The sequence below is a fragment of the Streptomyces sp. NPDC048018 genome (assembly GCF_043202995.1).
Taxonomy (GTDB): Bacteria; Actinomycetota; Actinomycetes; order Streptomycetales; family Streptomycetaceae; genus Streptomyces.
In genome coordinates, this window is the sequence record NZ_JBIDBK010000002.1 from 681690 (window position 1) to 706959 (window position 25270).

The 25270-nt window shown below is 73.7% G+C and carries 22 protein-coding genes; 14 read left to right on the forward strand and 8 right to left on the reverse strand.

Annotated features, from left to right (window positions below; translation table 11 throughout):
• Nucleotides 1-14: 14 nt before the first annotated feature.
• The 3 genes from ACGF1Z_RS09005 to fabF all read left to right on the forward strand — a co-directional run bounded on the left by ACGF1Z_RS09005 (nt 15) and on the right by fabF (nt 2693).
• Entirely contained in the window at nt 15-1046 is a 1032-nt protein-coding gene (locus tag ACGF1Z_RS09005; RefSeq protein WP_393001535.1) for a ketoacyl-ACP synthase III, read from the forward strand.
• A gap of 57 nt (nt 1047-1103) precedes the next feature.
• Entirely contained in the window at nt 1104-1352 is a 249-nt protein-coding gene (locus ACGF1Z_RS09010) for an acyl carrier protein (protein WP_382480027.1), read from the forward strand.
• Between the two features lie 78 nt (nt 1353-1430).
• Nucleotides 1431-2693 carry a beta-ketoacyl-ACP synthase II gene (gene fabF / locus ACGF1Z_RS09015; RefSeq protein WP_393001538.1) on the forward strand — a complete coding sequence of 421 codons (1263 nt, stop codon included), beginning with the start codon at nt 1431-1433 and terminating at the stop codon, nt 2691-2693.
• Between the two features lie 286 nt (nt 2694-2979).
• Here the strand turns inward: fabF and ACGF1Z_RS09020 are convergent, their stop codons facing one another.
• Nucleotides 2980-3474 (reverse strand): DUF3145 domain-containing protein, encoded by a 495-nt coding sequence (locus ACGF1Z_RS09020; RefSeq protein WP_393001540.1) that lies wholly within the window; start codon nt 3472-3474, stop codon nt 2980-2982.
• Nucleotides 3475-3736: 262 nt separating this feature from the next.
• On the opposite strand from ACGF1Z_RS09020, the gene ACGF1Z_RS09025 reads away from it, so the two are divergent.
• Nucleotides 3737-4606: an SGNH/GDSL hydrolase family protein gene (locus ACGF1Z_RS09025; protein ID WP_393001542.1), complete on the forward strand. Its 870-nt coding sequence runs from the start codon at nt 3737-3739 to the stop codon at nt 4604-4606.
• 64 nt (nt 4607-4670) lie between these two features.
• Here ACGF1Z_RS09025 and ACGF1Z_RS09030 read toward each other — a convergent pair whose 3' ends face one another.
• Nucleotides 4671-7109 carry a glycoside hydrolase family 3 protein gene (locus ACGF1Z_RS09030; RefSeq protein ID WP_393001544.1) on the reverse strand — a complete coding sequence of 813 codons (2439 nt, stop codon included), beginning with the start codon at nt 7107-7109 and terminating at the stop codon, nt 4671-4673.
• Between the two features lie 141 nt (nt 7110-7250).
• On the opposite strand from ACGF1Z_RS09030, the gene ACGF1Z_RS09035 reads away from it, so the two are divergent.
• Nucleotides 7251-7829 (forward strand): TetR/AcrR family transcriptional regulator, encoded by a 579-nt coding sequence (locus ACGF1Z_RS09035; protein WP_393001546.1) that lies wholly within the window; start codon nt 7251-7253, stop codon nt 7827-7829.
• Nucleotides 7830-8118: 289 nt separating this feature from the next.
• Nucleotides 8119-9378: a pyroglutamyl peptidase gene (locus ACGF1Z_RS09040; RefSeq protein ID WP_393001548.1), complete on the forward strand. Its 1260-nt coding sequence runs from the start codon at nt 8119-8121 to the stop codon at nt 9376-9378.
• On the opposite strand, the gene ACGF1Z_RS09045 is transcribed toward ACGF1Z_RS09040, so the two are convergent.
• Nucleotides 9375-10589, reverse strand: a complete 1215-nt coding sequence (locus tag ACGF1Z_RS09045) for a serine hydrolase domain-containing protein (protein ID WP_393001550.1) — start codon at nt 10587-10589, stop codon at nt 9375-9377. The genes ACGF1Z_RS09040 and ACGF1Z_RS09045 overlap by 4 nt on opposite strands.
• Before the next feature lie 308 nt (nt 10590-10897).
• Between ACGF1Z_RS09045 and ACGF1Z_RS09050 the strand changes: the two genes are divergently transcribed.
• Entirely contained in the window at nt 10898-11620 is a 723-nt protein-coding gene (locus tag ACGF1Z_RS09050) for a carbon-nitrogen hydrolase family protein (protein WP_393001552.1), read from the forward strand.
• 66 nt (nt 11621-11686) lie between these two features.
• Here the strand turns inward: ACGF1Z_RS09050 and ACGF1Z_RS09055 are convergent, their stop codons facing one another.
• Nucleotides 11687-13873 (reverse strand): M4 family metallopeptidase, encoded by a 2187-nt coding sequence (locus ACGF1Z_RS09055; protein ID WP_393001554.1) that lies wholly within the window; start codon nt 13871-13873, stop codon nt 11687-11689.
• A 146-nt stretch (nt 13874-14019) separates the two neighbouring features.
• On the opposite strand from ACGF1Z_RS09055, the gene ACGF1Z_RS09060 reads away from it, so the two are divergent.
• The 3 genes from ACGF1Z_RS09060 (at nt 14020) to ACGF1Z_RS09070 (ending at nt 17713) form a co-directional block, all read left to right on the forward strand.
• Nucleotides 14020-14979, forward strand: coding sequence for a LysR family transcriptional regulator (locus ACGF1Z_RS09060; protein ID WP_393001556.1), 960 nt, complete (start codon nt 14020-14022; stop codon nt 14977-14979).
• Nucleotides 14980-15202: 223 nt separating this feature from the next.
• Nucleotides 15203-16420 carry a SpoIIE family protein phosphatase gene (locus tag ACGF1Z_RS09065; protein ID WP_393001558.1) on the forward strand — a complete coding sequence of 406 codons (1218 nt, stop codon included), beginning with the start codon at nt 15203-15205 and terminating at the stop codon, nt 16418-16420.
• A 75-nt stretch (nt 16421-16495) separates the two neighbouring features.
• The gene (locus tag ACGF1Z_RS09070) at nt 16496-17713 is read left to right on the forward strand and encodes a serine hydrolase domain-containing protein (RefSeq protein WP_393001560.1); all 1218 of its coding nucleotides are present in this window, start codon (nt 16496-16498) and stop codon (nt 17711-17713) included.
• Between the two features lie 16 nt (nt 17714-17729).
• On the opposite strand, the gene ACGF1Z_RS09075 is transcribed toward ACGF1Z_RS09070, so the two are convergent.
• The 3 genes from ACGF1Z_RS09075 to ACGF1Z_RS09085 all read right to left on the reverse strand — a co-directional run bounded on the left by ACGF1Z_RS09075 (nt 17730) and on the right by ACGF1Z_RS09085 (nt 20205).
• Nucleotides 17730-18545: an EI24 domain-containing protein gene (locus ACGF1Z_RS09075; RefSeq protein ID WP_393001562.1), complete on the reverse strand. Its 816-nt coding sequence runs from the start codon at nt 18543-18545 to the stop codon at nt 17730-17732.
• Between the two features lie 154 nt (nt 18546-18699).
• Nucleotides 18700-19122 carry an organic hydroperoxide resistance protein gene (locus ACGF1Z_RS09080; protein WP_393001564.1) on the reverse strand — a complete coding sequence of 141 codons (423 nt, stop codon included), beginning with the start codon at nt 19120-19122 and terminating at the stop codon, nt 18700-18702.
• 63 nt (nt 19123-19185) lie between these two features.
• Entirely contained in the window at nt 19186-20205 is a 1020-nt protein-coding gene (locus ACGF1Z_RS09085) for an NADP-dependent oxidoreductase (protein WP_393001566.1), read from the reverse strand.
• A gap of 88 nt (nt 20206-20293) precedes the next feature.
• Here ACGF1Z_RS09085 and ACGF1Z_RS09090 point away from each other — a divergent pair, with 88 nt between their 5' ends.
• On the forward strand, nt 20294-20725 hold the full coding sequence (locus ACGF1Z_RS09090; protein ID WP_393001568.1) for a MarR family winged helix-turn-helix transcriptional regulator: 432 nt from the start codon (nt 20294-20296) through the stop codon (nt 20723-20725).
• Between the two features lie 94 nt (nt 20726-20819).
• Here the strand turns inward: ACGF1Z_RS09090 and ACGF1Z_RS09095 are convergent, their stop codons facing one another.
• A complete protein-coding gene (locus tag ACGF1Z_RS09095; protein ID WP_393001570.1) occupies nt 20820-21662 on the reverse strand; it encodes a hypothetical protein in 843 nt (280 codons plus the stop codon).
• A gap of 122 nt (nt 21663-21784) precedes the next feature.
• Between ACGF1Z_RS09095 and ACGF1Z_RS09100 the strand changes: the two genes are divergently transcribed.
• The 3 genes from ACGF1Z_RS09100 to ACGF1Z_RS09110 all read left to right on the forward strand — a co-directional run bounded on the left by ACGF1Z_RS09100 (nt 21785) and on the right by ACGF1Z_RS09110 (nt 25139).
• Nucleotides 21785-22366 carry a hypothetical protein gene (locus ACGF1Z_RS09100; protein ID WP_393001572.1) on the forward strand — a complete coding sequence of 194 codons (582 nt, stop codon included), beginning with the start codon at nt 21785-21787 and terminating at the stop codon, nt 22364-22366.
• 150 nt (nt 22367-22516) lie between these two features.
• Nucleotides 22517-23563 (forward strand): rod shape-determining protein, encoded by a 1047-nt coding sequence (locus tag ACGF1Z_RS09105; protein ID WP_393001574.1) that lies wholly within the window; start codon nt 22517-22519, stop codon nt 23561-23563.
• Nucleotides 23564-23606: 43 nt separating this feature from the next.
• Nucleotides 23607-25139, forward strand: a complete 1533-nt coding sequence (locus ACGF1Z_RS09110) for a GAF domain-containing protein (RefSeq protein ID WP_393002441.1) — start codon at nt 23607-23609, stop codon at nt 25137-25139.
• The last annotated feature ends 131 nt before the right edge of the window (nt 25140-25270 follow it).

A 25270-nucleotide genomic window follows, 5' to 3' on the forward strand; every position in this document is an offset into this window, starting at 1 on the left:
GAGTGTCGAGAAGCATGGCCAAGATCAAGCCCAGCAAGGGCGCCCCGTACGCGCGCATCATCGGTGTCGGCGGCTACCGCCCGACCCGTGTGGTGCCCAACGAGGTGATCCTGGAGAAGATCGACTCGTCCGACGAGTGGATCCGGTCCCGCTCCGGCATCGCGACCCGGCACTGGGCGTCCCCCGAGGAGACCGTCGCCGCGATGTCGGTGGAGGCCTCGGGCAAGGCGATCGCCGACGCCGGCATCGACCCCGAGCAGATCGGCGCGGTCATCGTCTCGACGGTGTCGCACTTCAAGCAGACCCCTGCCGTGGCGACCGAGATCGCCGACAAGATCGGTGCCGGCAAGCCGGCGGCGTTCGACATCTCCGCCGGCTGCGCGGGCTTCGGCTACGGCCTGACCCTCGCCAAGGGCATGATCGTCGAGGGTTCGGCCGAGTACGTCCTCGTCATCGGCGTGGAGCGGCTCAGCGACCTGACGGACCTGGAGGACCGCGCGACGGCCTTCCTGTTCGGCGACGGCGCGGGCGCCGTGGTCGTCGGCCCCTCGGACGAGCCGCACATCGGCCCCACGGTGTGGGGTTCGGAGGGCGACAAGTCCGAGACGATCAAGCAGACCGTGCCGTGGAACGACTTCCATGGCGGCGACGTGTCGAAGCTCCCCCTCAACGAGAAGGGCGAGATCAAGTTCCCCGCCATCACGCAGGAGGGCCAGGCGGTGTTCCGCTGGGCCGTCTTCGAGATGGCGAAGGTCGCCCAGCAGGCCCTGGACGCCGCCGGCATCTCGGCGGACGACCTGGACGTCTTCATCCCGCACCAGGCCAACATGCGGATCATCGACTCGATGGTGAAGACGCTCAAGCTGCCGGAGCACGTCACGGTCGCCCGTGACGTGGAGACCACCGGCAACACCTCGGCCGCCTCGATCCCGCTCGCCATGGAGCGGCTTCTGGCGACCGGGAAGGCGAAGAGCGGCGATACCGCGCTCATCATCGGCTTCGGGGCGGGTCTCGTCTTCGCCGCGACGGTCGTTACCCTCCCCTAGGCACTCCGGATCTCCCGGAAGCTTGTCACCCCAGTACACACAAGAAGGAGCGCCAGAATGGCCGCCACCCAGGAAGAGATCGTCGCCGGTCTCGCTGAGATCGTGAACGAGATCGCCGGCATCCCGGTCGAGGACGTCGAGATCGACAAGTCCTTCACCGACGACCTGGACGTCGACTCCCTGTCCATGGTCGAGGTCGTCGTCGCCGCCGAAGAGCGCTTCGACGTCAAGATCCCGGACGAGGACGTCAAGAACCTCAAGACCGTCGGCGACGCGACCGAGTACATCCTGAAGCACCAGGCCTGATTCGGCCTAGCTGACCCGGTCCGCCACCCAGCGGTGGCGCCGTTTTCCGACCATCACACACATGGAGAAAGATTTCCTGTGAGCTCGACCAATCGCACCGTGGTCGTCACCGGTATCGGCGCAACCACTCCGCTGGGTGGCGACTCCGCATCGACCTGGGAAGGTCTGATCGCGGGACGCTCCGGCGTCAAGCCCCTCGACGGGGAGCGCTTCGCTGAGCTGCCCGTTCGCATCGCGGCCCGTGCCGCGGTGGACCCGACCGAGGTGCTCCCCCGCCCGCTGTCCCGCAAGCTGGACCGTTCGGCGCAGTTCGCGCTGATCGCGGCCCGTGAGGCGTGGGCCGACGCGGGCTTCACCGGCCCGGCCGGCGAGGACGACAAGGTCGTGCCCGAGCGGCTCGGCTCCGTCATCGCCTCCGGCATCGGTGGTGTCACCACCCTGCTCGACCAGTACGACGTGCTGAAGGACTCCGGCGTCCGCCGGGTCTCCCCGCACACCGTGCCGATGCTGATGCCCAACAGCCCCTCCGCCAACGTCGGCCTGGAGGTGAACGCCCGGGCGGGCGTGCACACCCCCGTGTCCGCGTGCGCGTCGGGTGCCGAGGCCATCGGCTACGCCGTCGAGATGATCCGCACCGGCCGTGCCGACGTGGTCGTCGCCGGCGGCACCGAGGCGGCGATCCACCCGCTGCCGATCGCGGCCTTCGCCAACATGATGGCGATGTCCAAGAGCAACGACGAGCCCGAGAAGGCCTCGCGCCCCTACGACAAGGGCCGGGACGGCTTCGTCCTGGGCGAGGGCGCGGGCGTGATCGTGATCGAGTCCGAGGAGCACGCGAAGGCGCGCGGCGCGAAGATCTACTGCGAGGTGCTGGGGCAGGGCCTGTCGGCCGACAGCCACCACATCGCGCAGCCCGAGCCGACCGGCCGGGGCATCGCCGCGGCGCTGCAGAACCTCCTCGACGCGACCGACCTGAAGCCGTCCGAGGTCGTCCACCTCAACGCCCACGCCACGTCGACGCCACAGGGCGACGTCGCCGAGATCAAGGCGCTGCGCAAGATCCTGGGCGACGACCTGGACCACGTCGCGGTCTCCGCGACGAAGTCGATGACGGGCCACCTCCTGGGCGGCGCGGGCGGCATCGAGACCGTCGCGACGGTCCTGGCGCTCCACAACCGGCTGGCGCCGCCGACCATCAACGTCGACGACCTGGACCCGGAGGTCGACGCCGACATCGTCCGCGGCGAGCCGCGCGAGCTGCCGCAGGGCACGATCGCGGCGATCAACAACTCGTTCGGTTTCGGCGGGCACAACGTGGTCCTGGCCTTCCGCACGGTCTGATCCACCGCCACACCCCGACGAGGGCCCCCTGCCGGAACGTCACGGCAGGGGGCCTTCGCCGTACCCGCGCCGACCGGGGGGAAGGCGCCGAAACGCCCACCGGGGAGCGGCTGCCGCCGTGTGCGCGCCGGCCTGGGCCGGAGCGGGTACGGAGCCAGGGGCTCGCGGACCCCGGAGGCCGTACGCGACCACGTCCTCGCGGGCCCCGGACGAGGCCGGGGCGGGCAGGCCTGAAGGCCCCTGTGGCGGCAGGGGCAGAGGGGCAGCGGCGGGGCCGGGCCGGGGGTCAGACGACCTGGTGGAGCCAGCGGACCGGGGCGCCCTCGCCCGCGTAGCGGAAGGGTTCGAGCTCGTCGTCCCAGGGCTTGCCGAGGAGCCTGGCGATCTCGGCCTCCAGGACCGTCTCGCCCTGCGCCGCCCGGGCCAGGGCGGCGCGCAGCCGGTCCTCGGGGATCAGGATGTCGCCGTGGATGCCGGTGACCGCGTGGAAGATGCCGAGCTCGGGGGTGGCGCTGTAGCGCTCGCCCTCGGCGGTGGGGCAGGGCTCGGCGGTGACCTCGAAGCGGAGCATCTGCCAGCCACGCAGGGCGGAGGCGAGTTTGGACGCGGTGCCGGTCTGCCCCTGCCAGGAGAACTCGGCTCTCCAGGTCCCGGGGGACGCCGGCTGGCGGATCCAGTCGAGCTGGACCCTCGCACCGAGGACGCCCGCGACCGCCCATTCGACGTGCGGGCAGAGCGCACGTGGTGCGGAGTGTACGTACAGGACTCCACGTGTCGTCACCGGGACCTCCAGTGTGGGGACGAGGTTCGCCTTCCCAGCGGCCTCAGTAAACAACATCACGAAGAGGGGGCTTCGCAAACCCCCAAAAAGGGGACAGCATGTGACGTGATGTAATTTACCGGAGCCGATCGGCAAGGGGCGCCTCAGGTTCGACGGGGGAAAAGCTACCGTGCCGCGCCCTCGTCGGGGTGACGTACGGTCGGTCGGGGGCGGGTGGACACCAAGCTTTCACCCGCGAGGACGCCGAGGAGGGGCCCCGGGGATGCGCGGGCGACGAGGATTGCGTGCGGTCGCGGCCGCGACGGCACTGCTGTGCGCGGCGGCGCTGGCCGGCTGTTCGGCGGGCGGTCCCGAGGCGGCGGCCCCCACGCCCCGGCCCGGGCAGACGCCCGTGTGGAACTCCTCGCCCGCCTCCGTCGCCGCCGTCGGGGACTCCATCACCCGCGCCTTCGACGCCTGCTCGGTCCTGGCCGACTGTCCCGAGGTGTCCTGGGCGACCGGGACGGACAGCACGGTCAACAGCCTCGCGCTGCGGCTGCTGGGCCCCGCGGGGGTCGCCGGGAAGAGCTGGAACCTGGCGCGCAGCGGGGCGCGGATGGCGGAGCTGCCGGAGCAGATGGCCGCGGCGGCGGCCGAACGCCCGGAGCTGGTGACGGTGATGATGGGCGCGAACGACGCGTGCCGGCCCCGTCCGGAACAGATGACCCCGGTCGAGGAGTTCCGCGCCTCCTTCACGGCGGCGCTCGGCAGGCTGCGGGCCGGGGCGCCGAAGGCGCAGGTGTACGTGTCGAGCGTGCCGGACCTGCACCGGCTCTGGGAGACCGGCCGGGTCAGCCCGACGGGACGTCAGGTGTGGAGCCTCGGCATCTGCGGGGCGATGCTCGCGGACCCCGAGGATCTGGGCCCGGCGGCCGAGCGGCGCAGGGCGCGGGTGCGGGAGCGGGTCGTGGCCTACAACGGGGTGCTGCGGGAGGTGTGCGCGAAGGACGTGCGCTGCCGGTACGACGGCGGGGCGGTGTTCGGCTTCGCCTTCGAGGGCAGGCAGCTGAGCCCCTGGGACTTCTTCCACCCGAGCAGGGACGGCCAGGCGCGGCTCGCGGAGATCGCGTACCGCCAGGTCACCCGGAAGTAGCCCCGGAGCGGGCGTCAGGTCCGCTCCGGGGCCGTCCGGGGGCCCGGTCCGCGCCGGGGACGGGTCAGACGTCCAGGCGGGCCGTCAGGCGGACGTCGGCGAGGGAGTGGGCGGCGAGGACCTCGTAGCCGCCGGACACGAAGCTCCAGGCGTTCCTGTCCTCGTCCCAGATCTCGAAGGCGCGGCGCGGCAGTTCGACGGTGACCTCGACGGTCTCCCCCGCCACGGCCTCGACGTTCGCGAATCCGGCCAGCCAGCGGGCGGGCCGCTCCACGCCGTCGGCGACGGGCGCGAGATAGATCTGGACGACCTCGCGGCCGGTGCGTCCCCCGCTGTTGGTGAGACGGACGGTGGCGGTCTCCGGGGTGACGACGAGGGATTCGTACGCCCAGGTGGTGTAGCCGAGCCCGTGCCCGAAGGCGTAGGCGGGGACGGAACCGGCCCTGTCCCAGGCCCGGTATCCGATGAACACGCCCTCGGCGTAGTGGAGTTCGCCGTCGGTCGGGGTGACCTCGGCGACGGGGACGTCGGCGAGGGCGACCGGCCAGGTGGTGGGGAGGCGGCCGCCCGGCTCCTCGGCGCCGGTGAGGACGTCGGCGAGGGCGGCACCGCCCTCCTGGCCGGGGAACCAGCTGAGCAGGATCGCGGCCACGTCCTCGCGCCAGGGCAGCTCCACGGGGGACCCCGCGTTGACCACGACCACGGTGTTCGGGTTGGCCGCGGCGACGGCGCGGACGAGGTCGTCCTGGCGGCCGGGCAGGGCCAGGTCCTTGCGGTCGAATCCCTCGGACTCGACGCGTTCCGTGGTGGCGACGACCACGACGGCGGTGTCGGCGGCGCGGGCGGCCTCGACGGCTTCGGCGATCAGTTCGTCGGGGTCCCGGCGAGGCCCGAGGTGGACGAAGGAGAACATGACCGCCGGCAGCGGGGCCGCGAACTCCTTGTCCAGGGTGTGGAGCAGGGAGACCTCGACGGTCTCACCGGCCGTGAGGGCGATCCTGCCGCGCTCGACGGGGGAGCCGAAGAAGGCCTCGAAGGGGTCGCTCTCGGCCCCCATGGCCTGCACGCCGTCGAAGAGGAGGCGTCCGCCGACGCGCAGCGCGTAGGCGCCGAGGCCACGGGTGCCGAAGGCGTGCTCGCCGCTCTCCCGCGGGGTGAAGGTGCCGATGACCTCGACGGAGGCGAGGGCCTCGTGGGTGACGCCGGCCGGGAGGTCGTCGCCGATCCACTGGACCTGGCCGTTGGGCAGGCTGCCCTCGCCGAGGACGTCGCCGGCGGCGTCCCGGCAGACGGCACGGAGGCTGAAGCCCTGGTCGGCGGGGGCGAGCTCCTCGCTGGGGTCGGCGCCGACCGAGTACGTGAGGCCACCGATCGAGGACGCCGCGAGTGCGGCGGCGAGGCCGTCGAGCGGCGAGACGGTGTGGTGGGGGAACACCTGGGCGGAGCCGCCGCCGAGGACCCGGGCGTCGCGGGCGGCGGCGCCGGAGAGGGCGACGGTCCCCCGGCCGAGGGGGAGCGCCGCGCCCTCGTTGCGTACGAGGACGAAGCCGCGGCGGGCGATCTCGCGGGCGAGCGCGTCGCCGTCGAGGGCGGCGGGCGGCTCGGTGACGGCCGGCGGGGCGCCTTCGAGGGCGCCGACGCGGGCGGCGAGCCGCAGGACGTTGCGCACGGCGGCGTCGACGGCGGTCTCCTCGACCTCGCCGGCCCGGACGGCGGCGGCGAGCGCCTCGCCGTAGACGGTCCGCGGGCCGGGCATGGCGACGTCGAGGCCGCCCTCGATGCCGCCCTTGGTGGAGCGGGCGGCCATCCAGTCGGAGACGGTGAAGCCGTCGAAGCCCCACTCGCCGCGCAGGACCTCGTTCACGAGGTGGCGGTGCTCGCTCATGGGGGTGCCGTTGACCTGGTTGTAGGCGGTCATGACGCCCCAGGGGTGGGCGTTCCTGACGATGGCCTCGAAGGGGGCGAGATAGAGCTCGCGCAGCGGGCGCGGGGCGATCCGGTTGTCGACGGTGAAGCGGTCGGTCTCCGCGTCGTTGCCGACGAAGTGCTTGACCGTGGTGCCGACGCCCCCGTCCTGGACGCCCTGCACGTAGCCGGTGCCGACGACGCCGGTCAGGAACGGGTCCTCGCTGTAGGCCTCGAAGTGGCGGCCGCCGAGCGGGGTGCGGTGCAGGTTGACGGTGGGGGCGAGGAGGACGTGGACGCCCTTGCGGCGGGCCTCCTGGGCGAGCAGCCGGCCGGCCCGGCGGGCGAGGGCCGGGTCCCAGGCGGCGGCGAGCGCCGTCGGGGACGGCAGGGCGACGGACGGGTCGTCGGCGGTCCAGCGGACGCCGCGGACGCCGATGGGGCCGTCGGACATGACCAGCGAGGCCAGGCCGATCTCGGGCAGGGCCGGCAGGGACCACATGTCCTGTCCGGCCAGCAGCCGGGTCCTGGCGTCCAGGCCGAGCCTGGCCAGAGCCGTCTCGACGGCCTGTTCGCGCACCTGGTTCGTGTCTGCCACGGCCGTACCTCCTCGTAGTGGGCGTTGTGCGGCCCATGGTGACTCCCCTACCTGTAGATCGGTAGGTTACGTTAGAATTTCGTTATCAAACGATGGCGTACGGTCCTTCTCGACAGGGATCTTCGGAAGGGGGACGGGGCCATGGCACGGGCCAGGAGCGAGGAGCGGCGGACGGAGATCGTCCGGGCCGCCCTGGAGGTGATCGCCGAGCGCGGCTACCGCGGGGCGTCCCTCGGCGCCGTGGCGGAGCGGGTCGGACTGACCCAGCAGGGCCTGCTGCACTACTTCCCGACCAAGGAGGCGCTGCTCGTCGCGGTCCTGGAGGAACGCGACCGCTGGGACACCAGCGGGGCGCGGGACCCGGGGAAGTGGCGGCTGGACCTCATGGAGTCGCTCGTCGACTACAACGCGATGCGCCCGGGCATCGTGCAGACCTTCTCGGCCCTGCTCGGCGAGAGCGTCACGGAGGACCATCCGGCCCGGGCCTTCTTCACCGAGCGCTACACCCAGGTGCGGGAGAACATGGCCGAGGTCCTGCGCGCCGAGTGCGGCGACGAACTGCCCGGCGGCCTCACCCCGGAGCGGGCGGCGCCGCTGCTCACGGCGGTGATGGACGGGCTGCAGTTCCAGTGGCTGCTCGACCCGGACGCGGTGGACATGCCGGCCGCCTTCCGCGACTTCCTCGCACTGCTCAAGGAGGGGCGGGTCAGGGCACCGTAGCGAAGGGCCCCGGCGGTACGGCGAAGGCGGTACGGCTAAGGCGGTACGCCCCCCCTGCACGGCGAAGGCGCACGGCGGGCCGACCCGGCCGCGGCGACGGGGCGACGGCGGTGCGGCGGGCGCGGACACGGCCGCCGCGGGACGGCGGAGACGCCATGGCCGGGGCGCCCTCACCGTGGCGGCGCGACGGAGCCGGTGGGGCGGGAGTGGCGGAAAGGGCGCCGTAGCGGGGGCGCCGGTGCGACGGGATACTTCCGGCGGCCCGTCACCGCCGTACGGAAGGACCCCTGTGCCCCCGATACGCAGCACGCTCGCCCTCGCCCTCTGCGCCGCCTCCCTCTCCCTCGCGTCGGGGGCCCCGCAGGCCCCGGCGACGGCGGCTCCGGCCGTCACCGCCGAGGAGGCCCGGCTCGACCGGGCGGTCCCCCAGGAGATCCTGCGGCGCAGCGGATTCGACTCCCTGGCGCCGGAGTTCACGGCCGCGCTCTCCGGCGCCCGGACCTTCCCGCAGGCCGAGCGGACCGTCGCGCGACACGGCTCCCGGCTCTGGAGCCGGGCGGTGGACCGGGCGCAGGGGCGGGGCCCGGCTGGCGGTGACCTCAGCCGGGACGACGACCGGCCGCTGTACTGGGCGCGGCTGGCGCTCACGCGTGAACTGCGTTCCTGGCGGCCGGGGTTCGGGCTCGGCGAGGAGGGCCGCGCCCGGCTGCTGGACCGGCTCGAACGCTCCTCGCGCGGGCAGGACGCGATCCGCTTCCCGGCCGGCAAGGGCGTGAAGCGGATCCTGCTGACCGGCTTCGACCCGTTCACGCTCGACCGGGACACCCGCATCAGCAATCCGTCCGGGGCCACCGCGCTCGCCCTGGACGGCACCTGGCTGCGTACCGCCGACGGCTCACTCGCCCGGGTCGAGACGGCCGTGTTCCCGGTGCGCTGGCAGGACTTCGCCGACGGCACGGTCGAACGGACGCTGGCCCCGCACCTGCCGGAGGTCGACCTCTTCACCACGGTCAGCCAGGGCCGGCCGGGCCGCTTCGACGTCGAGCGGACCAACGGGGCCTGGCGCGGCGGCTTCCCGGACAACGAGAACCGCTCCCGTACGGAGACCGTGCCCGTCGCCGACCCCGGCAGCCAGCCGCAGTGGACGTCGACCACCCTCCCGTACGGGGCGATCACCGCCACGCCGACCGGCCGCTTCCCCGTGTACGACAACACCACCGTGACCGAGCTCCCGGCCGGCTCGGACACCCCCGTGGTGCGCCCCGACGGCCCGACGCCCGGTTCCGCCGCCCGGGCGGGCGGCGGCGGGAACTACCTGTCCAACGAGATCGCCTACCGGGCGACCCTGCTGCGCGACCGGCTCGGCCTGACGAAGCTGCCGGGCGGTCATGTGCACACCCCGGTGCTGGAGTTCGGCGCCGGGAACACGGACCCGGCGACGGGCACGGTCACCGATCCCGGGTTCGTCCGGAACCGGCTCGACATCATCGCGCAGGTGCGGGTGATCGTGTCGGTCGCCGCGGGGGCCGCGGGGGCCGCGCGGACCTAGGGGGAGACGACCTTGCCGGCGTAGACGTGGTCCGGGGTGACCACGGAGGTGATCGCCCGGGCCACGAGGGTCGACGGCTCCTGCCCGTCCACGAGGGAGTCCGTGTTCAGGATGAGGACCAGGGTCGCCTTCTCCTGCGGCAGATAGACGGTCACCGTCTCGTAGCCGGGCAGGGAGCCGTTGTGCCCGATCCAGCCGTTGGTCTCCAGGATGCCGAGGCCGTAGGTGGTCCCGGGGAAGCCGGTCGGCAGCGTCTTGAGGCGCTGGGCCTGGGTCTCGGGGCTGAGCAGCTTGCCGGTGGCGAGCACCGGGGCCCAGCGGCGCAGGTCCTGCAGGTTCGAGATCATCCCGCCGGCGGCCCAGGCCCAGCTGGGGTTCCAGTCCGTGGTGTCCTCGACGGCGCCGCTGAGCGTCTGGTTGCTGTAGCCGTGCGCGTGCGGCTCGGGGAACTCGGCGCCCTCCGGCAGGAAGCTGTGGCGCAGCCCCGCGGGACGGACCACGTGCGTGCGGATGACGTCGGCGAGCGTCTGGCCGGTGACCTTCTCGACCACCAGGCCGAGCAGGGTCAGGTTGGAGTTGCAGTACTCGAACTTCGCGCCCGGCTCGAAGGTGTTCGCGTGGCGGTAGCCGTAGGAGAGGACCTCCCACGGGTTGAAGGCGCGCTCCGGCTCGCTCAGCAGGTCGTGGATGAAGTCGGGGTCGGACGTGTACGGGAAGAGGCCGCTGCGCATCTCGGCGAGGTGGCGCAGGGTGATCTTGTCGCCGTTCGGGACGCCGCGGACGTACGTGTCGATCGGGTCGTCCAGCCCGACCTTGCCCTGGTCGACGAGTTCGAGCAGCGCGGTGACGGTGAAGGTCTTGGTCACGCTGCCGATGCGCGTGTAGGTGTCGGTGAACATCGGACGCCCGGTGGCCTTGTCGGCGATGCCGGTCGCGCGGACGTAGCACCCCTTGCCGGGCATCCACAGGCCGACGACGAGGCCGGGGATGCCGGCCTGCTTGCGGACGTCCTCGACGGTCCTGTCCAGCTTGGCGCTCAGCGCGGGACCGAGACCGTGCGGGCAGTCGTCGCCGTGGTGCGGGCCGGCGCCCGGGGCGGGCACCGCGGGCACGGCGGGCACGGCCGTGGCGGGGGCCGTCGTGATCGGGGCCAGCACGGACGCCACGAGCAGCGTCGCGGCGAGCAGCCGGCGGGGGGAGGTACGTCTCATGGGGCGCCTCTTCCAGGGTCACGGGGGCGGACGGCCACAGATCACCACCGCTCCCCGCGCCGGACCGGCGCCCGTGGCCCGCACCCCGGCGAGTCCACTCGTTCGGCGCCCCGCCCGCCGCGCCGGGCCGTGCCGTCCGGGCCGCGCCTCCCCTGCGGTGACGGCCGGGCGGCGGCCGCGGGTCCGGGGCCGGGGTGCGGCCGGGGGGCTCGTCAGGCCTTTCCCGGGCCGGTGCGCGCGACGGACCACGCACTAATACCCGCCGAGCGCCATTGACCCTTACAGTCGGGCGCGGGATGATGGCGGTCATGATCGTCGCCGCCACGCAGTTCACCCCGGTCGCCGGGGACATCGCCGCCAACGTCCGCTCGATCGCCGCGACGGTCCGTGCCGCCGGGGCGGAGGGGGCGAGGCTGGTGGTCTTCGCCGAGCTGGCGCTGACCGGCTACGAGCCGAGCCTGGTCCACCGCTCCCCCGGCCTCGTCCTCACCGAGGACGACCCGCGCCTCGAACCCGTGCGGGAGGCCTGCCGGGCGGCCGGGGCCGCGGCCGTGGTCAACGGCCCGGTGCGCACGCCCGGCGGACGGCCCGGCATCACCACGCTGGTCGTCGGTCCGGACGGGACCCTGCTGACCCGCTACGACAAGCAGCACCTGTACGGGATCGAGGCCGAGGTCTTCGCCCCGGGCACGGCCGACGGGCGCTTCACGCTGGACGGGCTCCGGTTCGCCCTGGCCACCTGCTACGACAACCGTTTCCCCGAGCTCGCCGAGCGGGCGGCCGCCGACTCCTGCGGGGCGTACCTGGCGAGTTCGGTGCTGTCGGCCGACAACGACTCGTTCGCGACGGTCTATCCGGTGCGGGCCCGGGACTTCGGCCTGTACGTGGTGCTCGGCAACGTCCTCGGCCGCAACGAGGACGGCGTGGGCGGCGGGCTGGCCGGCGCCTGGGGGCCGGACGGCACGCGGCTCGCGGACGCGGGCCCGGACAGGCCGGGGTACGTGCTCGTGGACGTGCCGGACGGCCGGTAGGAACCGGCCGCCCGGCCCGGGAGGCCCGTCACGGAACCCCCTGCCCGTGACGGTGTCCCGCCCCTGTTACGGGGCGCTCAGGCCCAGCGTGTACGCGCCGGAGCCGCTGTAGGCGTGGACCAGGTAGCGGTAGTAGCCCGCGGTGCCCTTGTAGGTGATGTCCTCGTCGGCGCTCGCGGTGCCGCCGACCGCCACGTCCACCCAGCCCGACCCGTTCCACTTCTGCAGGTACAGGTCGAAGTCGGTGCCGGCCGGACCGCGCAGGCAGCCCACGTGGGTGCCGGAGGTCGCCGAGTAGTAGTACGAGCCGTCCGGCTGGGCCTCGGCCTGACCGGAGGTCAGCGAACCCTCGTACGTGTACTCGGTGTCGGCGCAGCCGGTGGGCGGCGTCGTCGTGCCGACCGACAGCTGGTACGTGACGGTGTGCGTGGCGGAGCCGGTACCGGTGACGGTGATCGGGTAGGTGCCGTTGGCGGTGCCGGCCGCGACCTGGACGGTCATGGTCGAGGAGTTGCCGGAGGTCACCGAGGAGGGGCTGAAGGAGACGGTCACCCCGCCCGGGGCACCGCTCGCGGAGAGCTGCACGGTCTGCGCGCTGCCGCCCGTGGTGCTGGTGTTGACCGTGGAGGTGGCCGAGGCGCCGGGCTGGACCGAGCCGGAGGCCGGGTTCAGGGCGAGCGAGAAGTCCGGCGTGGTGGTGCCGCCGCAGTCGGTCTCGCCGGACTGGGCCGGGACGCCGACGGCGTTCCAGGCGGTCTTCACGGCGTTGCACTCGGCGCTGCCGTAGGTGTTCTTGGCGCTGGCCAGGGTCGCCTTGCGGGCGGCCAGGTGGTTCCAGGAGGAGGTCTTCATCAGCAGGGCGCCCATGAAGATCTTGCCGGCCTTCTGGATGCCGATGCCGGTCACCGACGACGGGCCGCCGGAACACACGGGGCTGGCGGGCTTTCCGCCGCCCGGGCTGGAGCCCTCGGCGAGCAGGTAGAACCAGTGGTTCTGCGGGCCGGCCGCGGCGTGCACCTCGGTGCCGGAGTTCAGCTGCGGGTAGCAGTTGGGGTCGCCGGCCAGGGAGGGGTTGTACATGTAGCGGATGGGCTTGTTGTCGCCGAGGAAGTTGAGCTTCTCGCCGACCGTGTAGTCCGGGGTGTCGTTGGGGTTGTTGGCGAAGTGCTCGGTGAGCGCCCCGAATATGTCGCCGGTGGACTCGTTCATCCCCCCGTTCTCGTTGGACGAGCCGGAGCTGCCCGGGGTCCTGTCGAAGATCTCGTGACCGTACTCGTGGGCCACGACGTCGATGCCGGTGAGCTGCATCGTGCCGTTCTGGTTGCGGCCGTAGGTGGTCTTGGTGCCGTCGTAGTAGGCGTTGACCTCGCTCAGGCCGGCGCGGGCCGGGACCATGCCGCCCTGGCCGTTCTGGCCGTTGTAGCCGAACCACTGCTTGAGCATGTCGGACTCGCGCTGGGCCGCGTACATGATGTCGACGCAGGCGGTCACGAGGTCGTTGGCGGAGCCGTTGCCCCAGGGCGGGGAGCCGGTGTAGGCGCTGCCGTTCTGGCCGCCGCACCGGAAGCCGGAGCGGTTGGGGTCGGTCATCGAGGTCGCGGCGGTGTCGATGGTGACGTTGCCGTTGTGGTAGCCCCGGCCGTCGGCGTGCAGGATCTTGTCGGTGGCCTGCGTGACCTTGCCGGTGCGGGCGTCCACATAGGTGTCGAGCGAGCTCGGCAGGCCCTTGGCGGTGCGGCCGACCACCAGGGTGTGCCAGGCGAGGACCGGCTTGTTCCCCTTGAGCAGCACGGTGAGTTCGGGGGTGCTGGCGCTCTCGACGCCCGCCAGCTGCGCCCGGGCGGTGGCCAGGGCGGCGGCGGAGCCGACCGTGGCCTTGGTGGAGAGCCGGATGGCCGGGGCGGGCGCGGCGGCGACCTCGCGGACCTTGCCGGCGCTGTCGGAGACGACGACGGCGTCGCCGCCGGCCACCGGGAGGCCCTTGTAGGTGCGCTGGTAGGCGGCGTAGTAGAGGCCGCCCGCCCACGGGGTGACCGCGGTGCGGACGAGTTCCTCGTCGGTGCCGTGCCGCAGGCCGTCGAGTCCGCTGTCGGCGGCCTTGTCGGCGGCGGCGAGGGCGAGGGACCTGCCGTGCCCGGGCGGTACGGGCTGCGACGGTCCTGCGGCGGCGTTCGCGGTGCCCGCTAGGGTGCCCGCGAGGCTCGCCGTCAGGGCGAGCGCCGCCAGGGCCGCCGTGAGTCTGGTGGGGTGCACGTCTGCTCCGTTTCGGGTGGGGGGAGACGGTGGGACGCGCCGAGTATGGGCGTGGACATGCCCAACGGGGGACATCTCACCGGGCATAAGACACGCGTTATGCCGAACGGCTCCGCCCCTGGGTGCGGGGTGCCTACGCTGCTGGGATGCAGCTGGAGTTGAGGCATCTTGAGGCCGTCTGCCGGATAGCGGAGGCGGGCAGTCTGGGGCGTGCGGCGGCTCGGCTCGGGGTGTCCCAGCCGGCTCTCTCGGCCCAGTTGCGGCGTATCGAACGGGTCGCGGGCGGCGAGCTGTTCACCCGTGGCCGGCACGGCGTGGACCCCACCCCGCTGGGCGAGTTCGTGCTGTCCAAGGCGCGCCGGGTGCTCGGCGAGATGGACGCCCTCGCGGCCGGCGCGCGGGCCGCGGCGCCCCATCCGACGCTGCGCCTCGGCTGCATCCTGCTGGTCCTCGTGGACCGGCTGATCGGGCGGCTGGAGCAGGAGTTCGCGGGCCAGGAGATCGAGGTCGACATCGAGCACTCGGTGACCACGCTCACCCGGCTGCTCGCCGCCGGGCGGTACGACGCCGTCGTGTACGGGGAGGTCGCCGACCACGAGGTCCCGCTGCCCGACGGCGTGGCGGCCCGCACCCTCGTACCGAAGGAACCGTTCTGCGTCCGCATGTCCGCGGCCCACCCGCTGGCCGGGCGGGACCGGATCGAGCTCGCGGACCTGGCGGGCGAGACCTGGATGACGATGGTCGAGGACGACGACGGCGGCCCGGAGGCGCTGGTCGACGCCTGCGCGAAGGCCGGGTTCACCCCGCGGCTGCGCTACCGGATCGCCGACCGGAAGATGCACTACGACCTGATCGCGGCGGGCCGGGCGATCTCCGTGAGCCAGCCGACGGCGCCGCCCGCCGAGGGCACGGTGCTCCGTCCGCTGGCCGGCGACCCGGTCACCGGCCGCATCCGGCTCGCCTGGAACCGGGCGGCGGTGTCCGAGCGGCGCGCCGGACTGCTGTACCGGGCGGCGGGACTCGCGTACCTGGACAACGTCCCCGCCAACGCCTTCCACCGGATCTGGTGGGAGTCCCGCCCGGAGCTCCACCCCGCCCTGGACTGAACCGGCGGCCGGGCAGCCGGCGCCCCCTCCCCGGGGCGGGGGCGTCACCCGGGCCCCCTCGCGGCGGGGCACCCCGCCGGCCCCCCGGTCGGGGCGGGGAGGGGCGGCCCGGGCGTACCCCGGTCGGGGCGGGGAGGGGCGGCCCCGGCGTACCCCGCCCGGCCGCGCTCCGGGATGTGAAGGGCCCCGTCCCGGCGCACCCTGGTGTCGGAGGTGAGGGACGGTGACCGACTACACGGCCGTGTTCCGGGCGCTGCCCGGCATGGTCGCGCTGCTCACCCCCGACCTGGAGTACGTCGACGTCAACGCGGAGTACATCGCCCTGTCGGGGCGCAGCCGGGAGCAGCTCATCGGCCGGCGCCCCTTCGACGTCTTCCCCGACAACCCGAACGACCCGGCGGCGAACGGGGTACGGAACCTGGTGGCGTCGCTCCGCCGGGTGGCCGAGACCGGCGAGCGGGACTCCATGGCCCCGCAGCGCTACGACGTCGAGCGCACCGACCGGCCCGGGGAGTGGGACGTGCGGTACTGGAGCCCGGTCAACGTCCCCGTGCTCGACGCCGACGGGCGGGTGATGCTGCTCATCCACCGCGTGGAGGAGATCACCGAGCTGATCCGGGCCAGTGGCGGGCCCGGCGACGGCGGCGCCCGGATCCTGGAGGCGGAGGTGTACGCGCGGGCCCATGAGCTCCAGGAGGTCAACGAACGCCTGCGGGCGGCGCACGCCCGGGAGCGCGAGGTGGCGCTCTCCCTGCAGGAGGCGATGCTGCCCGCGCCGACGCCGATCGGGTCGCACCCGACGGCCGTGCGCTACCGCCCGGCGGTCGGCGCGCTGAACGTGTGCGGGGACTGGTACGACCTGGTCACCCTGCCCGGCGGCGACCGGGGCGGGGTGGCCGTCGGCGACGTGGTGGGGCACGGACTGACCGCGGCCGGGGTGATGGGCCAGCTGCGCAGTGCCCTCAGCGCCGCGTCCCGGGTCGTGCAGGGGCCCTCACAGGCCCTGGACGTGCTCGACCTGTACGCCCGGTCCGTCGCGGGTGCCGAGAACTCGACGGCCGTGGAGACCCTGATCGACTGGGACCGCCGGGTCGTCGCGTACAGCAGCGCCGGACACCTGCCGCCCGCCCTGCTCCACCCGGACGGGACGGTGGAGTTCCTGGACCGGGCGACGGACCCGCCGCTCGGGGCGCACCTGGAGCACACGACCCGCCCGCAGGCGGAGGCGGCGTTCACCCCGGGCAGCAGCCTGGTCCTGTACACCGACGGTCTGGTCGAGCGGCGCGAAGAGGACATCGACGCCGGGCTCGCACGCCTCGCCGCCGTCCTGGGAAGGCACCGCGGCGCGGGGCCGCAGGCCCTGGCCGACGCGCTGCTCCTGGAGATGCTGCCGGTGGGCGGCGCGAAGGACGACACGGCGCTCGTCGTCGTGGGGCTGTGAGGCGTCCGGGCGGCTCCCGGGTCCCGCCCGGAGTGTTCGACGGGACGGGACGGACCTTCCGGACATAGTGCGGGCATGAGACGCACTCCCCGGAACCGGGCGGCCCTCCTCGCCGCCGCCCTGATCGCCACCGTCCTCCCGGCCGGCGCCGCCGCCGCACCCTCCGGGCCGCCCGGCGGTCACGGCGACCGCGACTGCGTACGGACCCGGCACCCCCTGGACGCCCGGGGCCGCCAGGTCATCGCCGTCGCCCGCCGGGCCCAGCAGGACCTCAAGCTGAAGTCCGTGCTGCTGCGGGTCACCGACGGCGGACGGGAGGTCGTCACCGACGCGCTCGGCGAGTCGATGACGGGCGTCCCGGCCGAGCCCGACATGCACTTCCGGGCCGGCTCGGTGGCCTTCGCCCACATCGGCACGGCCCTGCTGCGGCTGGTGGAGCAGGGCCGGGTCGACCTCGACGCCACGGTGGAGCCCTGGCTGCCCGAGGTGCCGCGGGCGCACGAGATCACGCTGCGGATGCTGGCCAACAACACCAGCGGTCTGCACGACTACGTCACCGACCCCGCGTTCGGGGCCGAGCTGACGGCCGCCCCGTTCCGCGCCTGGACCCCCGACGAGCTGCTCGCGTTCCCGTTCTCCCACGACTTCTGGTACGCGCCGGGCACCAACTGGAGCTATTCGCACGCCAACTACCTGCTCCTGGAGCGCGCCCTGGAGCGGATCACCGGGCAGCCGATCGACCGGCTGGTGGAGGAGCAGGTCACCGGCCCGCTGGGACTGCGGAACACCCGGAGCAACGCCACGCCGGAGATCCCCGCACCGGCGCTGCACGCCTTCACCTCGGACCGCGGCCTCTACGAGGAGTCCACCTTCTGGAACCCCTCGTGGACCACCGGGCCCGGCGCGGTGATCACCTCGACCGTGTGCGACATGGCCCGCTCGGCGCAGGGCATCGGCAGCGGCGAGCTGATCTCCCGGCGCTCGTACCGCACCCTGCTGAACCCGGGCACGGTCGGCCTCGGCGTGCCGACGGCGAAGTGCCCGGCCGACATCTGTCTGAAGCAGACCGAGGCCAAGCACTTCGGACTCGGGGTCATCGTCGCCAACTCCTGGCTGCTGCAGAACCCGTCCTTCTCCGGGTACGCGGCGATCCAGGCGTACCTGCCGTCGAAGCGCCTCTCCATCGCGGTGTCCGCGACCAAGACGCCGGACACCGCCGACGGCAACATGGCCGAGGTGGTCGCGGAGCGGATCGCGGCGGTGCTCGCACCGGAGCACCCGCTGCAGCCCTGACCGGGCCCGGGCCGGATCAGACGGTGTGGTGTGCCGCTCCCCTCGTCCGGCCCTTCCCGTCCTCGTCCGCGTCGTCGTCCGCGGTCCCGTCCGCCGCCTCGCCGGTCAGCTCGCGGGCCATCAGGGTGGCTCCGGCGACCGCGCCCGGCATCAGCAGGACGGCGACGAAGGGGACGAGGAAGGTGAGGACGAGGGGGACGCCGAAGCCGAGCGCGGCCGCCCTGCGGCCGCGCAGCAGGCGCAGGCGCTCCTTGAACTCGATGCCGCGGCGCTGGAGCGCGACCGCGGTGAGCTCCTCCGCGAGGAAGAAGCCGGAGACGCAGAAGCCGAGCGCGGGGACCACGGTCTGGCCGACCACCGGGATGAACCCGGCCGCGACGAGCAGGATGCCGAAGAACGCGACGCGCACGAGGACGCGCAGGCTGTCGCGGGCCGAGATCCACAGCTCGCGCCAGAGCGGCAGCCCGGACTCGGGGACCTCGCCGCCCTCGCTGCGGTCGACCGCCTCGGACAGCGACTCGTAGAAGGGCTGGCCGATCAGCAGCGTCACGGCGGTGAAGGTGATCACGGCGAGGAAGACGCCGAGCGCGAAGACCAGGAAGGTCAGGGCGCCACGGAACGCGCCCTGCCAGGGCGAACCCCAGTCGTCGGCGAACGGCGTCGCCCAGGCCGTCAGGTCGTCGGCCCCGTAGAAGAGCCCGGCCAGCGCACCCACGTAGAGGACGAAGGTGACGAGCCCCGGCAGCAGCCCGAACCCGAACCAGCGTCCGTGAGTGCCGACCCACTTCTGTCCCTGCAACAGGTAACGGAATCCTGCCCCGAAATCACGCATGCCGATCACCCTAGTGGCGGATCCGGCGAAGCCCCTCTTCGCGGTCCGGCCCCGTCCCCGCGGGACCCGGCCCGGCGGGCGTCCGGAACGCGGGGAGGGCCGCACCCCGGTCGGTCAGGGTGCGGCCCTCGTTCTCAGTCTGCGGCGGGTCGGCTCAGACGGCGAGCTCGACCGTGATGTTGCCGCGGGTCGCCTTCGAGTACGGGCAGACCTGGTGGGCCTTCTCGATGAGGCTCTTGGCGGTCTCGGCGTCCACGTTCGGGATGGTCGCCGAGATCTTCACGATGATGCCGAAGCCGTCGTCGTTCTTGCCGATGCCGACCTCGGCGGTGACGGTCGAGCCGGAGACGTCGGCGTTCTCGTTGCGGCCCACCACACCCAGCGCACCCTGGAAGCAGGCGCTGTAGCCGGCGGCGAAGAGCTGCTCCGGGTTGGTGCCCGCACCGGAGCCGCCCATGGCCTTGGGCGGGTTGACGACGACGTCGAGCCGGCCGTCGTCGGTGGCGACCCGGCCGTCACGACCGTTCTCGGCGGTGGCGACGGCGGTGTACAGGACGTCGGACTGCTGAATCGACATGCTGGTGTTTCCCTTTTTCGTTCGCCGCGACTCGCGCCCACGATCGCGACGGCTGAGGGAAGACTAGCGGGTCACCGAAACGATCATCTTTCCGGTGTTGTCACCGCGGAGCATGCCGAGGAAGGCGTCCACGCCGTTCTCGATGCCCTCGACGAAGGTCTCGCCGTGCTTGAGCTCGCCGGAGCGCAGCCACCCGCCGACCTCCTGGACGAACTGCTGCTGCAGCCCGTAGTGGTCGCCGACGAGGACGCCCTGCAGGCGGAGCCGCTTGCCGATGATCATCGCCATGTTGCGCGGGCCGGGGACCGGCTCGGTGTCGTTGTACTGGGCGATCATGCCGCAGATGGTGGCGCGGCCGTGCACGTTGAGCGAGGAGATCGCGGCCTCGAGGTGCTCGCCGCCGACGTTGTCGAAGTAGACGTCGATGCCGTCCGGGGCGGCCTCGCGCAGCTGGTCCTTGACCGGACCGTTCTTGTAGTTGAAGGCGGCGTCGAAGCCGAGCTCCTCGACGAGCCACTTGACCTTCTCGTCGGAGCCGGCCGAGCCGATCACCCGGGAGGCGCCCCTGAGGCGTGCCATCTGGCCGACCTGGCTGCCGACGGCGCCGGCCGCGCCGGACACGAACACGGCGTCGCCCTCCTTGAAGGACGCGACCTCGAAGAGACCGGCGTAGGCGGTGAGGCCGGTCATGCCGAGGACGCCCAGGTAGGCGGAGAGCGGGGCGAGCTCGGGGTCGACCTTGGTGGCGTGCTGGGCGGGCACGTCGGCGTACTCGCGCCAGCCGAGGCCGTGCAGCACGTGGTCGCCGACGGCGAAGCCCTCGGCGTTGGACGCGACGACCTCGCCGACCGCGCCGCCGTCCATCGGGTGGTCCAGCTGGAAGGGCGGGATGTAGGACTTGACGTCGTTCATCCGGCCGCGCATGTACGGGTCCACGGAGAAGTGCAGATTGCGCACGAGGACGCGGCCCTCGGCGGGCTCGGTCAGCGGCTTCTCGCGAAGGGCGAAGTCCGCGGGCACGGGCCAGCCGTGCGGGCGGGCGACGAGGTGCCACTCACGGCTGGACGCGGGAAGTACGGACATGGCGGAGCCTCCTAGAAATGCTTCATGAACTGAAACAACCATGCGCCTCGATATTTCATGTTGTCAAGCATCGGAGTACGATGACGTCATGCCCACCCGACACACGGACCCCCTCACGCTCGAAGTCGTGGAGCTCATCGGCACCGTCGTGGCCCGCTACCACGACGAGTACGAGGAGGCCGCCGCCGCGCACGCCCTCACCGGCGCGCAGGCCCGCGTCCTCGGGCTGCTCGCCCTGGAGCCCACGCCCATGCGGAAGATCGCCGAGAAGCTCAAGTGCGAGCCGTCCAACGTGACGGGGATCATCGACCGCCTGGAGTCGCGCGGCCTCGTCGAGCGCCGCCCCGACCCCGCCGACCGCCGGGTCAAGGTCGCCGCGCCCACCGACGAGGGCCGGGACACCGCCCGCCGCCTGCGCGAGTCGCTGCACTTCGCCCGCGAGCCGCTCGGCGAGCTCACCGAGACCGAGCGCACCCTGCTGCGCGACCTGCTGAAGCGCATGCTGGGCACGACCGCCTAGAGGTCCCGGCGAGCGCCCGCCCGCCGGGCGCCTCGGCGGCGCCGGCCGCGCGTCCCGGGCGCTTCGCGAGCGGCCCGGTCCGCCGGGGCCCGCCTCAGACGCACCACCACAGGAAGCGGGTGCAGGTCGGCGCCGGACTCGGGGTCGGACTCGGCGTCGGGGTGCCCGGGGCCGTGGTGGGGCCGCCGCCGGGCGCGGGCGAGGCGCTGCCGGAGGGGCCGGCCGAGGGTGTGCCGGACGGGGTCTCCGGGCCGGGGAGGGACGCCCTCGGCGAGGCGCCGGAGCCGGCCCCCGCACCCGTGCCGTCACCGGAGCCCGCGCCGTCCCCCGGGCCCGTTCCCGTACCGCCGCCGGATCCGTCCCGTGTGCCGCTCCCGCGGCCGGAGCCGCGGGCGGGGTGACCGGTGGACGTCGGGCGCGCCGTGACCGACTCGACCGGCCCGGGGCCGTCCGGCCGGCCGGTGCTCTCCGAGGGCGCCGGCGGATCCGGGTCGAGGGTGGCCTCGACGACGTCCTCCTCCTGGACGGCGGTCGCGGCGCCGCCGGCCGGCTGGTCCAGGGCCAGCTTGGCCATGCTCAGCGAACCGGCCGCGAGCGCGAAGCCGAGCGTGCCGAGCAGCACCGTACGGCCGCGCCGGGAACGCGCCCGGCGCCCGCCCCTCGGGGCGGCCCGGCCACCACCCGAGCGGCTCCGGCCACGGCGCGCGGCCGCGCGGCCCTCGGCGGGCCGCGGCGGCTCCACCGGGTCCAGCTCGTACGCGTAGCCGTACTCCTCCTCCACGGGCGGCGGGGTCTCCGCCGACAGCGTGAAGGCGGGCGCCGGCGCGGGGGCGGGCGGGTGGGGGGTGAAGTACCGCAGCTCCTCGGCGGGGGTCCCGCAACCGGCACAGGCCAGGGCGCCGTTGAGATGCCGTCGGCACTGGGGGCAGTAGTCCATGGCGCCCGCAGGTTATGCGGCGCCCGGACACGGCTGATAGGCGTGAACGTGAGGATCCTGTGAGGAAAGCGCAGGTCGTCGGCGTGCCGTCGCGAATCTCCCCCTTCGGGCAGGATGGGCGCATGACCCCTGCCGCCCCCTTTGGGCCGTACGAGTTCCAGCTCGTCCTGCTCCGCCGGATGGCCGACCACCAGGCCGGCCTCGTCGAGGAGGCGCTGCGTGAACTCGGTGCCACGCGCGCCGAGATGCGCGAGGCGAACAAGCGCTGGCAGGCCCGGGCGCACGCCCGGCGGGGTCCGGGCGAGTTCGACCGCTACCGGCAGGCCCTCGGCGAGCCGGAGTCGCGGCAGCCGGTGCGCGGCGACAGCGAGGCGTGGACGTGGCCGGTGCCGCTCTGGCCCGAGCTGCGGTTCACCGTCCTGGTGGGCCCGCGCCGCGCCGTGTGGTCCCGCTCCCTGACACGCGCCCCGGGCGCCGCGGCGCCCGAGCTGCGCACGGCCGAGGACCTGCGCCCGTGGGGGTGCACGATCGACGAGGTCTGGCGCGCCTTCCGGGAGGTCGAGCCCCGGGAGGGGGTGGCCCCGGCACTCGCCCGTCTCGACTTCACCTTCGCCGACGGCGGCCGGGGCGCCGCGGAGTTCGCCTGGGGGCTGCTCCAGCGTCAGGTCCCCCCGGCCGGGCGGCCGACGACCCCGCGGGCCTGACGTCACGTCAGGGTCTTCCGGGGTTTCCGGCACCCCCGGGCGGCTCAGCTCAGCGCGCGGCCCGGGCGGTACCGCAGGACGATCGAACAGGACCGCGCATCCCGCGCGCCCCGCCTCGCCCGTGCCAGCACCGCACTCCGGAGGACCGCCGTGACCGTCAGCCTTGAGCAGCTGCGCCGCTGCCATGTCGCCGTCGACCTGGGCGCCGCCCGCACCCGGGTCTTCGTCAAGGGCGCCGGACTCGTCGTCGACGAGCCGTCCGTCGCCGCCGTGAACACCCGCACCGGCGCGCTCATCGCCGTCGGCGCGCTCGCCGAGAAGATGACCGGCCGCACCCCCGACTACATCCGGGTGGTCCGTCCCGTCTCCGGCGGAACCGTCGTCGACATCGAGATGGCCCAGCGGATGCTCCGTCATCTGCTCGGTGACAAGCTCCGCCGCCAGCTGCGCCGCAAGCCCCGGCTGCGCGCCGCCGCCTGCACCCCGCACGACAGCGACCCGCTCGCCCAGCGCGCGGCCGTGGAGACCCTGGTCGGCCTCGGTGCCCGCCGGGTGGAGCTCGTCGACACCCTGATCGCGGCGGCCGTGGGCTGCGGCCTCCCGGTCGAGCAGCCGACCGCCACCATGATCCTGGTGTGCGGGGCGGCCACCACCCAGGTCGCGGTGCTCTCGCTCGGCGCGATCGTGACCGCCGAGCGGATGCCGGTCGGCGGTGACGCCATCGACCACGCCGTCATCCAGCACCTGCGCCACCAGCACGAACTGATGCTGCCGAGCCAGTCGGTGCGCCCGCTCCAGGTCGCCCTGCACGGCAACGGCCTGACGCTCCAGGGCCCCACCTTCACCGAGATCCACGGCCGCGACGTGGCCACCGGGCTCGCCCGCTCGGTGACCATCGACACCGCCGCCGTGCGGTCGGCCATCCAGACGCCGCTGACCGCCGTCCTCGACGGCATCGGCAAGGTGCTCCGCGACTGCCCGCCGGACCTGGTGGCCGACCTCGCCGACCGCGGCATCATGATGGTCGGCGGCAGCGCGCTGCTGCCGGGCCTGGACCAGATGCTGCGCGAGGCGACCGGGATGCCCGTGCACATCGCGGAGCGCCCGGACGTCTGTGCCGTCCTCGGGCTCGGCGCGATGCTGGAGGGCCGGATCCAGCCCCTGGTCCTCGACCCGCTGGCCGAGACCGCCGAATAGGCCACGGCAGTACGCCGTGTACGAGAACGACCCCATGTCGATCATGGACGAGGGCGCGTGCGGAGACGATTCCGCGCCCGGCCTGGCCCTGTTGCTCGAAGCCGTCCTCGGTGTCGGCACCGAGCTCGAACTGCGGGCCACCCTCCAGCACATCGTGGACACCGCCACCGCACTGACCGGTGCCCGCCACGGGGCGCTCGGGGTCGTCGACCCCGAGCGCCTGCGCATCACCGAGCTGTTCACCTCCGGCATGACCGAGGAGGAGCGGGAACGGATCGGCCGCATCCCCGACGGGCACACCGGACTGCTGGGCGCCCTCGTCCGCGACCCCCGGCCGCTGCGGCTCGACGACGTGACCGCCGACCCGCGCTCCTCCGGCGTGCCCGAGGGCCACCCGGAGATCCGCTCGCTCCTCGGCGTCCCCATCCGCGTGCACACCGAGGTGTTCGGCAACCTCTACCTCGGCGACAAGCCGACCGGCCCCTTCACCGACGACGACCTGGCCCTGCTCCGCGTCCTCGCCACCCAGGCCGGCATCGCCATCGGCAACGCCCGCCTCTACGAGACCGCCCGGCAGCGCGAACGGTGGATCGAGGGCGCCGCGGCCGTGACGACCGCGCTGCTCACCGGCAGGCCCGCGCAGGACGCCCTGACCACGGTCGCCGAACGGGCCCGGCTGCTCGCGGACGCCTCGGCGGGCGTGGTGCTGCAGCCGACCGCGGAGGGCGGCATGGAGATCGTGGCCGCCTCCACCCCCGACGACCCCGGCGACCTGGTCGGCACCACGATCGCGCCCGGCTCCCCCGTCCTGGTCCAGCTGCTCGGCGGCGAGCCGGTGTTCGTCGAGGACTCGGCCACCGATCCGCGGATGACCACCCATGTCCGCAGCCGCTTCGGGCCGTCGATGCTGCTGCCCCTGCAGAGCGGCGGCCGGCTCATCGGCACCCTCGCCCTGCCCCGCCGGCGCGGCGACCGCCCGTACAGCGCGGTGGACCGGCTGCTCGCCTCCCAGTTCGCCTCGCAGGCGGCGCTCGCCCTCGTCCTCGCCGACGCCCAGCACGACCGCGAACAGCTCGCCGTCTACGAGGACCGCGACCGGATCGCCCGCGACCTGCACGACCTGGTCGTGCAACGCCTCTTCGCCACCGAGATGATGCTGGAGTCGACCCGGCGGCGGGCCACCGTCCACGAGGTCGACACCCTCCTCGCCCGGGCCGTCGACGAACTGGACTCGACGATCCAGGAGGTCCGCACGACGATCTTCGCGCTGCAGCAGCCCCCGGCCGACGCCCCGGCCTCCTTCCGCGGCCGGGTGCTGCGCGAGACCGGCGGGGCGGCGGCCCTGCTGGGCTTCCAGCCCTCCGTGCACTTCTCCGGCGCCGTCGACACCCTCTCCGACGAGGGCTCCGCCGACCGGCTGCTCGCCGCGCTGCGCACCGCGCTGGCGGCCGCCCACCGGCGGCCGGGCGTCGGGGCCGTCACGGTCGATATCACCGCCGACAGCTCCGGACTCCGGCTGCGCGTCGAGGACGACGGGACCCCCCACACGGTCGTCACCTGGCCGCAGGACACCTGACGCCGGGCCACGGGACGGGGCGGTACGGCGCGCCCGCACGGAGGGACCCGAGCCCGGGACGGAGTCGACCCGGCCCGCTCGAACCGAGGGACCCGGGCGCCGAGCACGCAGCGGTTCCGGGCGCCCCGAAC

Coding starts and splice junctions, on each gene's coding strand:
- ACGF1Z_RS09005 (WP_393001535.1), top strand. CDS start 15: ATGGCCAAGATCAAGCCCAGCAAGGGCGCCCCGTACGCGCGCATCATC.
- ACGF1Z_RS09010 (WP_382480027.1), top strand. CDS start 1,104: ATGGCCGCCACCCAGGAAGAGATCGTCGCCGGTCTCGCTGAGATCGTG.
- ACGF1Z_RS09025 (WP_393001542.1), top strand. CDS start 3,737: ATGCGCGGGCGACGAGGATTGCGTGCGGTCGCGGCCGCGACGGCACTG.
- ACGF1Z_RS09035 (WP_393001546.1), top strand. CDS start 7,251: ATGGCACGGGCCAGGAGCGAGGAGCGGCGGACGGAGATCGTCCGGGCC.
- ACGF1Z_RS09045 (WP_393001550.1), bottom strand. CDS start 10,589: ATGAGACGTACCTCCCCCCGCCGGCTGCTCGCCGCGACGCTGCTCGTG.
- ACGF1Z_RS09050 (WP_393001552.1), top strand. CDS start 10,898: ATGATCGTCGCCGCCACGCAGTTCACCCCGGTCGCCGGGGACATCGCC.
- ACGF1Z_RS09060 (WP_393001556.1), top strand. CDS start 14,020: ATGCAGCTGGAGTTGAGGCATCTTGAGGCCGTCTGCCGGATAGCGGAG.
- ACGF1Z_RS09070 (WP_393001560.1), top strand. CDS start 16,496: ATGAGACGCACTCCCCGGAACCGGGCGGCCCTCCTCGCCGCCGCCCTG.
- ACGF1Z_RS09075 (WP_393001562.1), bottom strand. CDS start 18,545: ATGCGTGATTTCGGGGCAGGATTCCGTTACCTGTTGCAGGGACAGAAG.
- ACGF1Z_RS09080 (WP_393001564.1), bottom strand. CDS start 19,122: ATGTCGATTCAGCAGTCCGACGTCCTGTACACCGCCGTCGCCACCGCC.
- ACGF1Z_RS09085 (WP_393001566.1), bottom strand. CDS start 20,205: ATGTCCGTACTTCCCGCGTCCAGCCGTGAGTGGCACCTCGTCGCCCGC.
- ACGF1Z_RS09090 (WP_393001568.1), top strand. CDS start 20,294: ATGCCCACCCGACACACGGACCCCCTCACGCTCGAAGTCGTGGAGCTC.
- ACGF1Z_RS09095 (WP_393001570.1), bottom strand. CDS start 21,662: ATGGACTACTGCCCCCAGTGCCGACGGCATCTCAACGGCGCCCTGGCC.
- ACGF1Z_RS09100 (WP_393001572.1), top strand. CDS start 21,785: ATGACCCCTGCCGCCCCCTTTGGGCCGTACGAGTTCCAGCTCGTCCTG.
- ACGF1Z_RS09110 (WP_393002441.1), top strand. CDS start 23,607: ATGGACGAGGGCGCGTGCGGAGACGATTCCGCGCCCGGCCTGGCCCTG.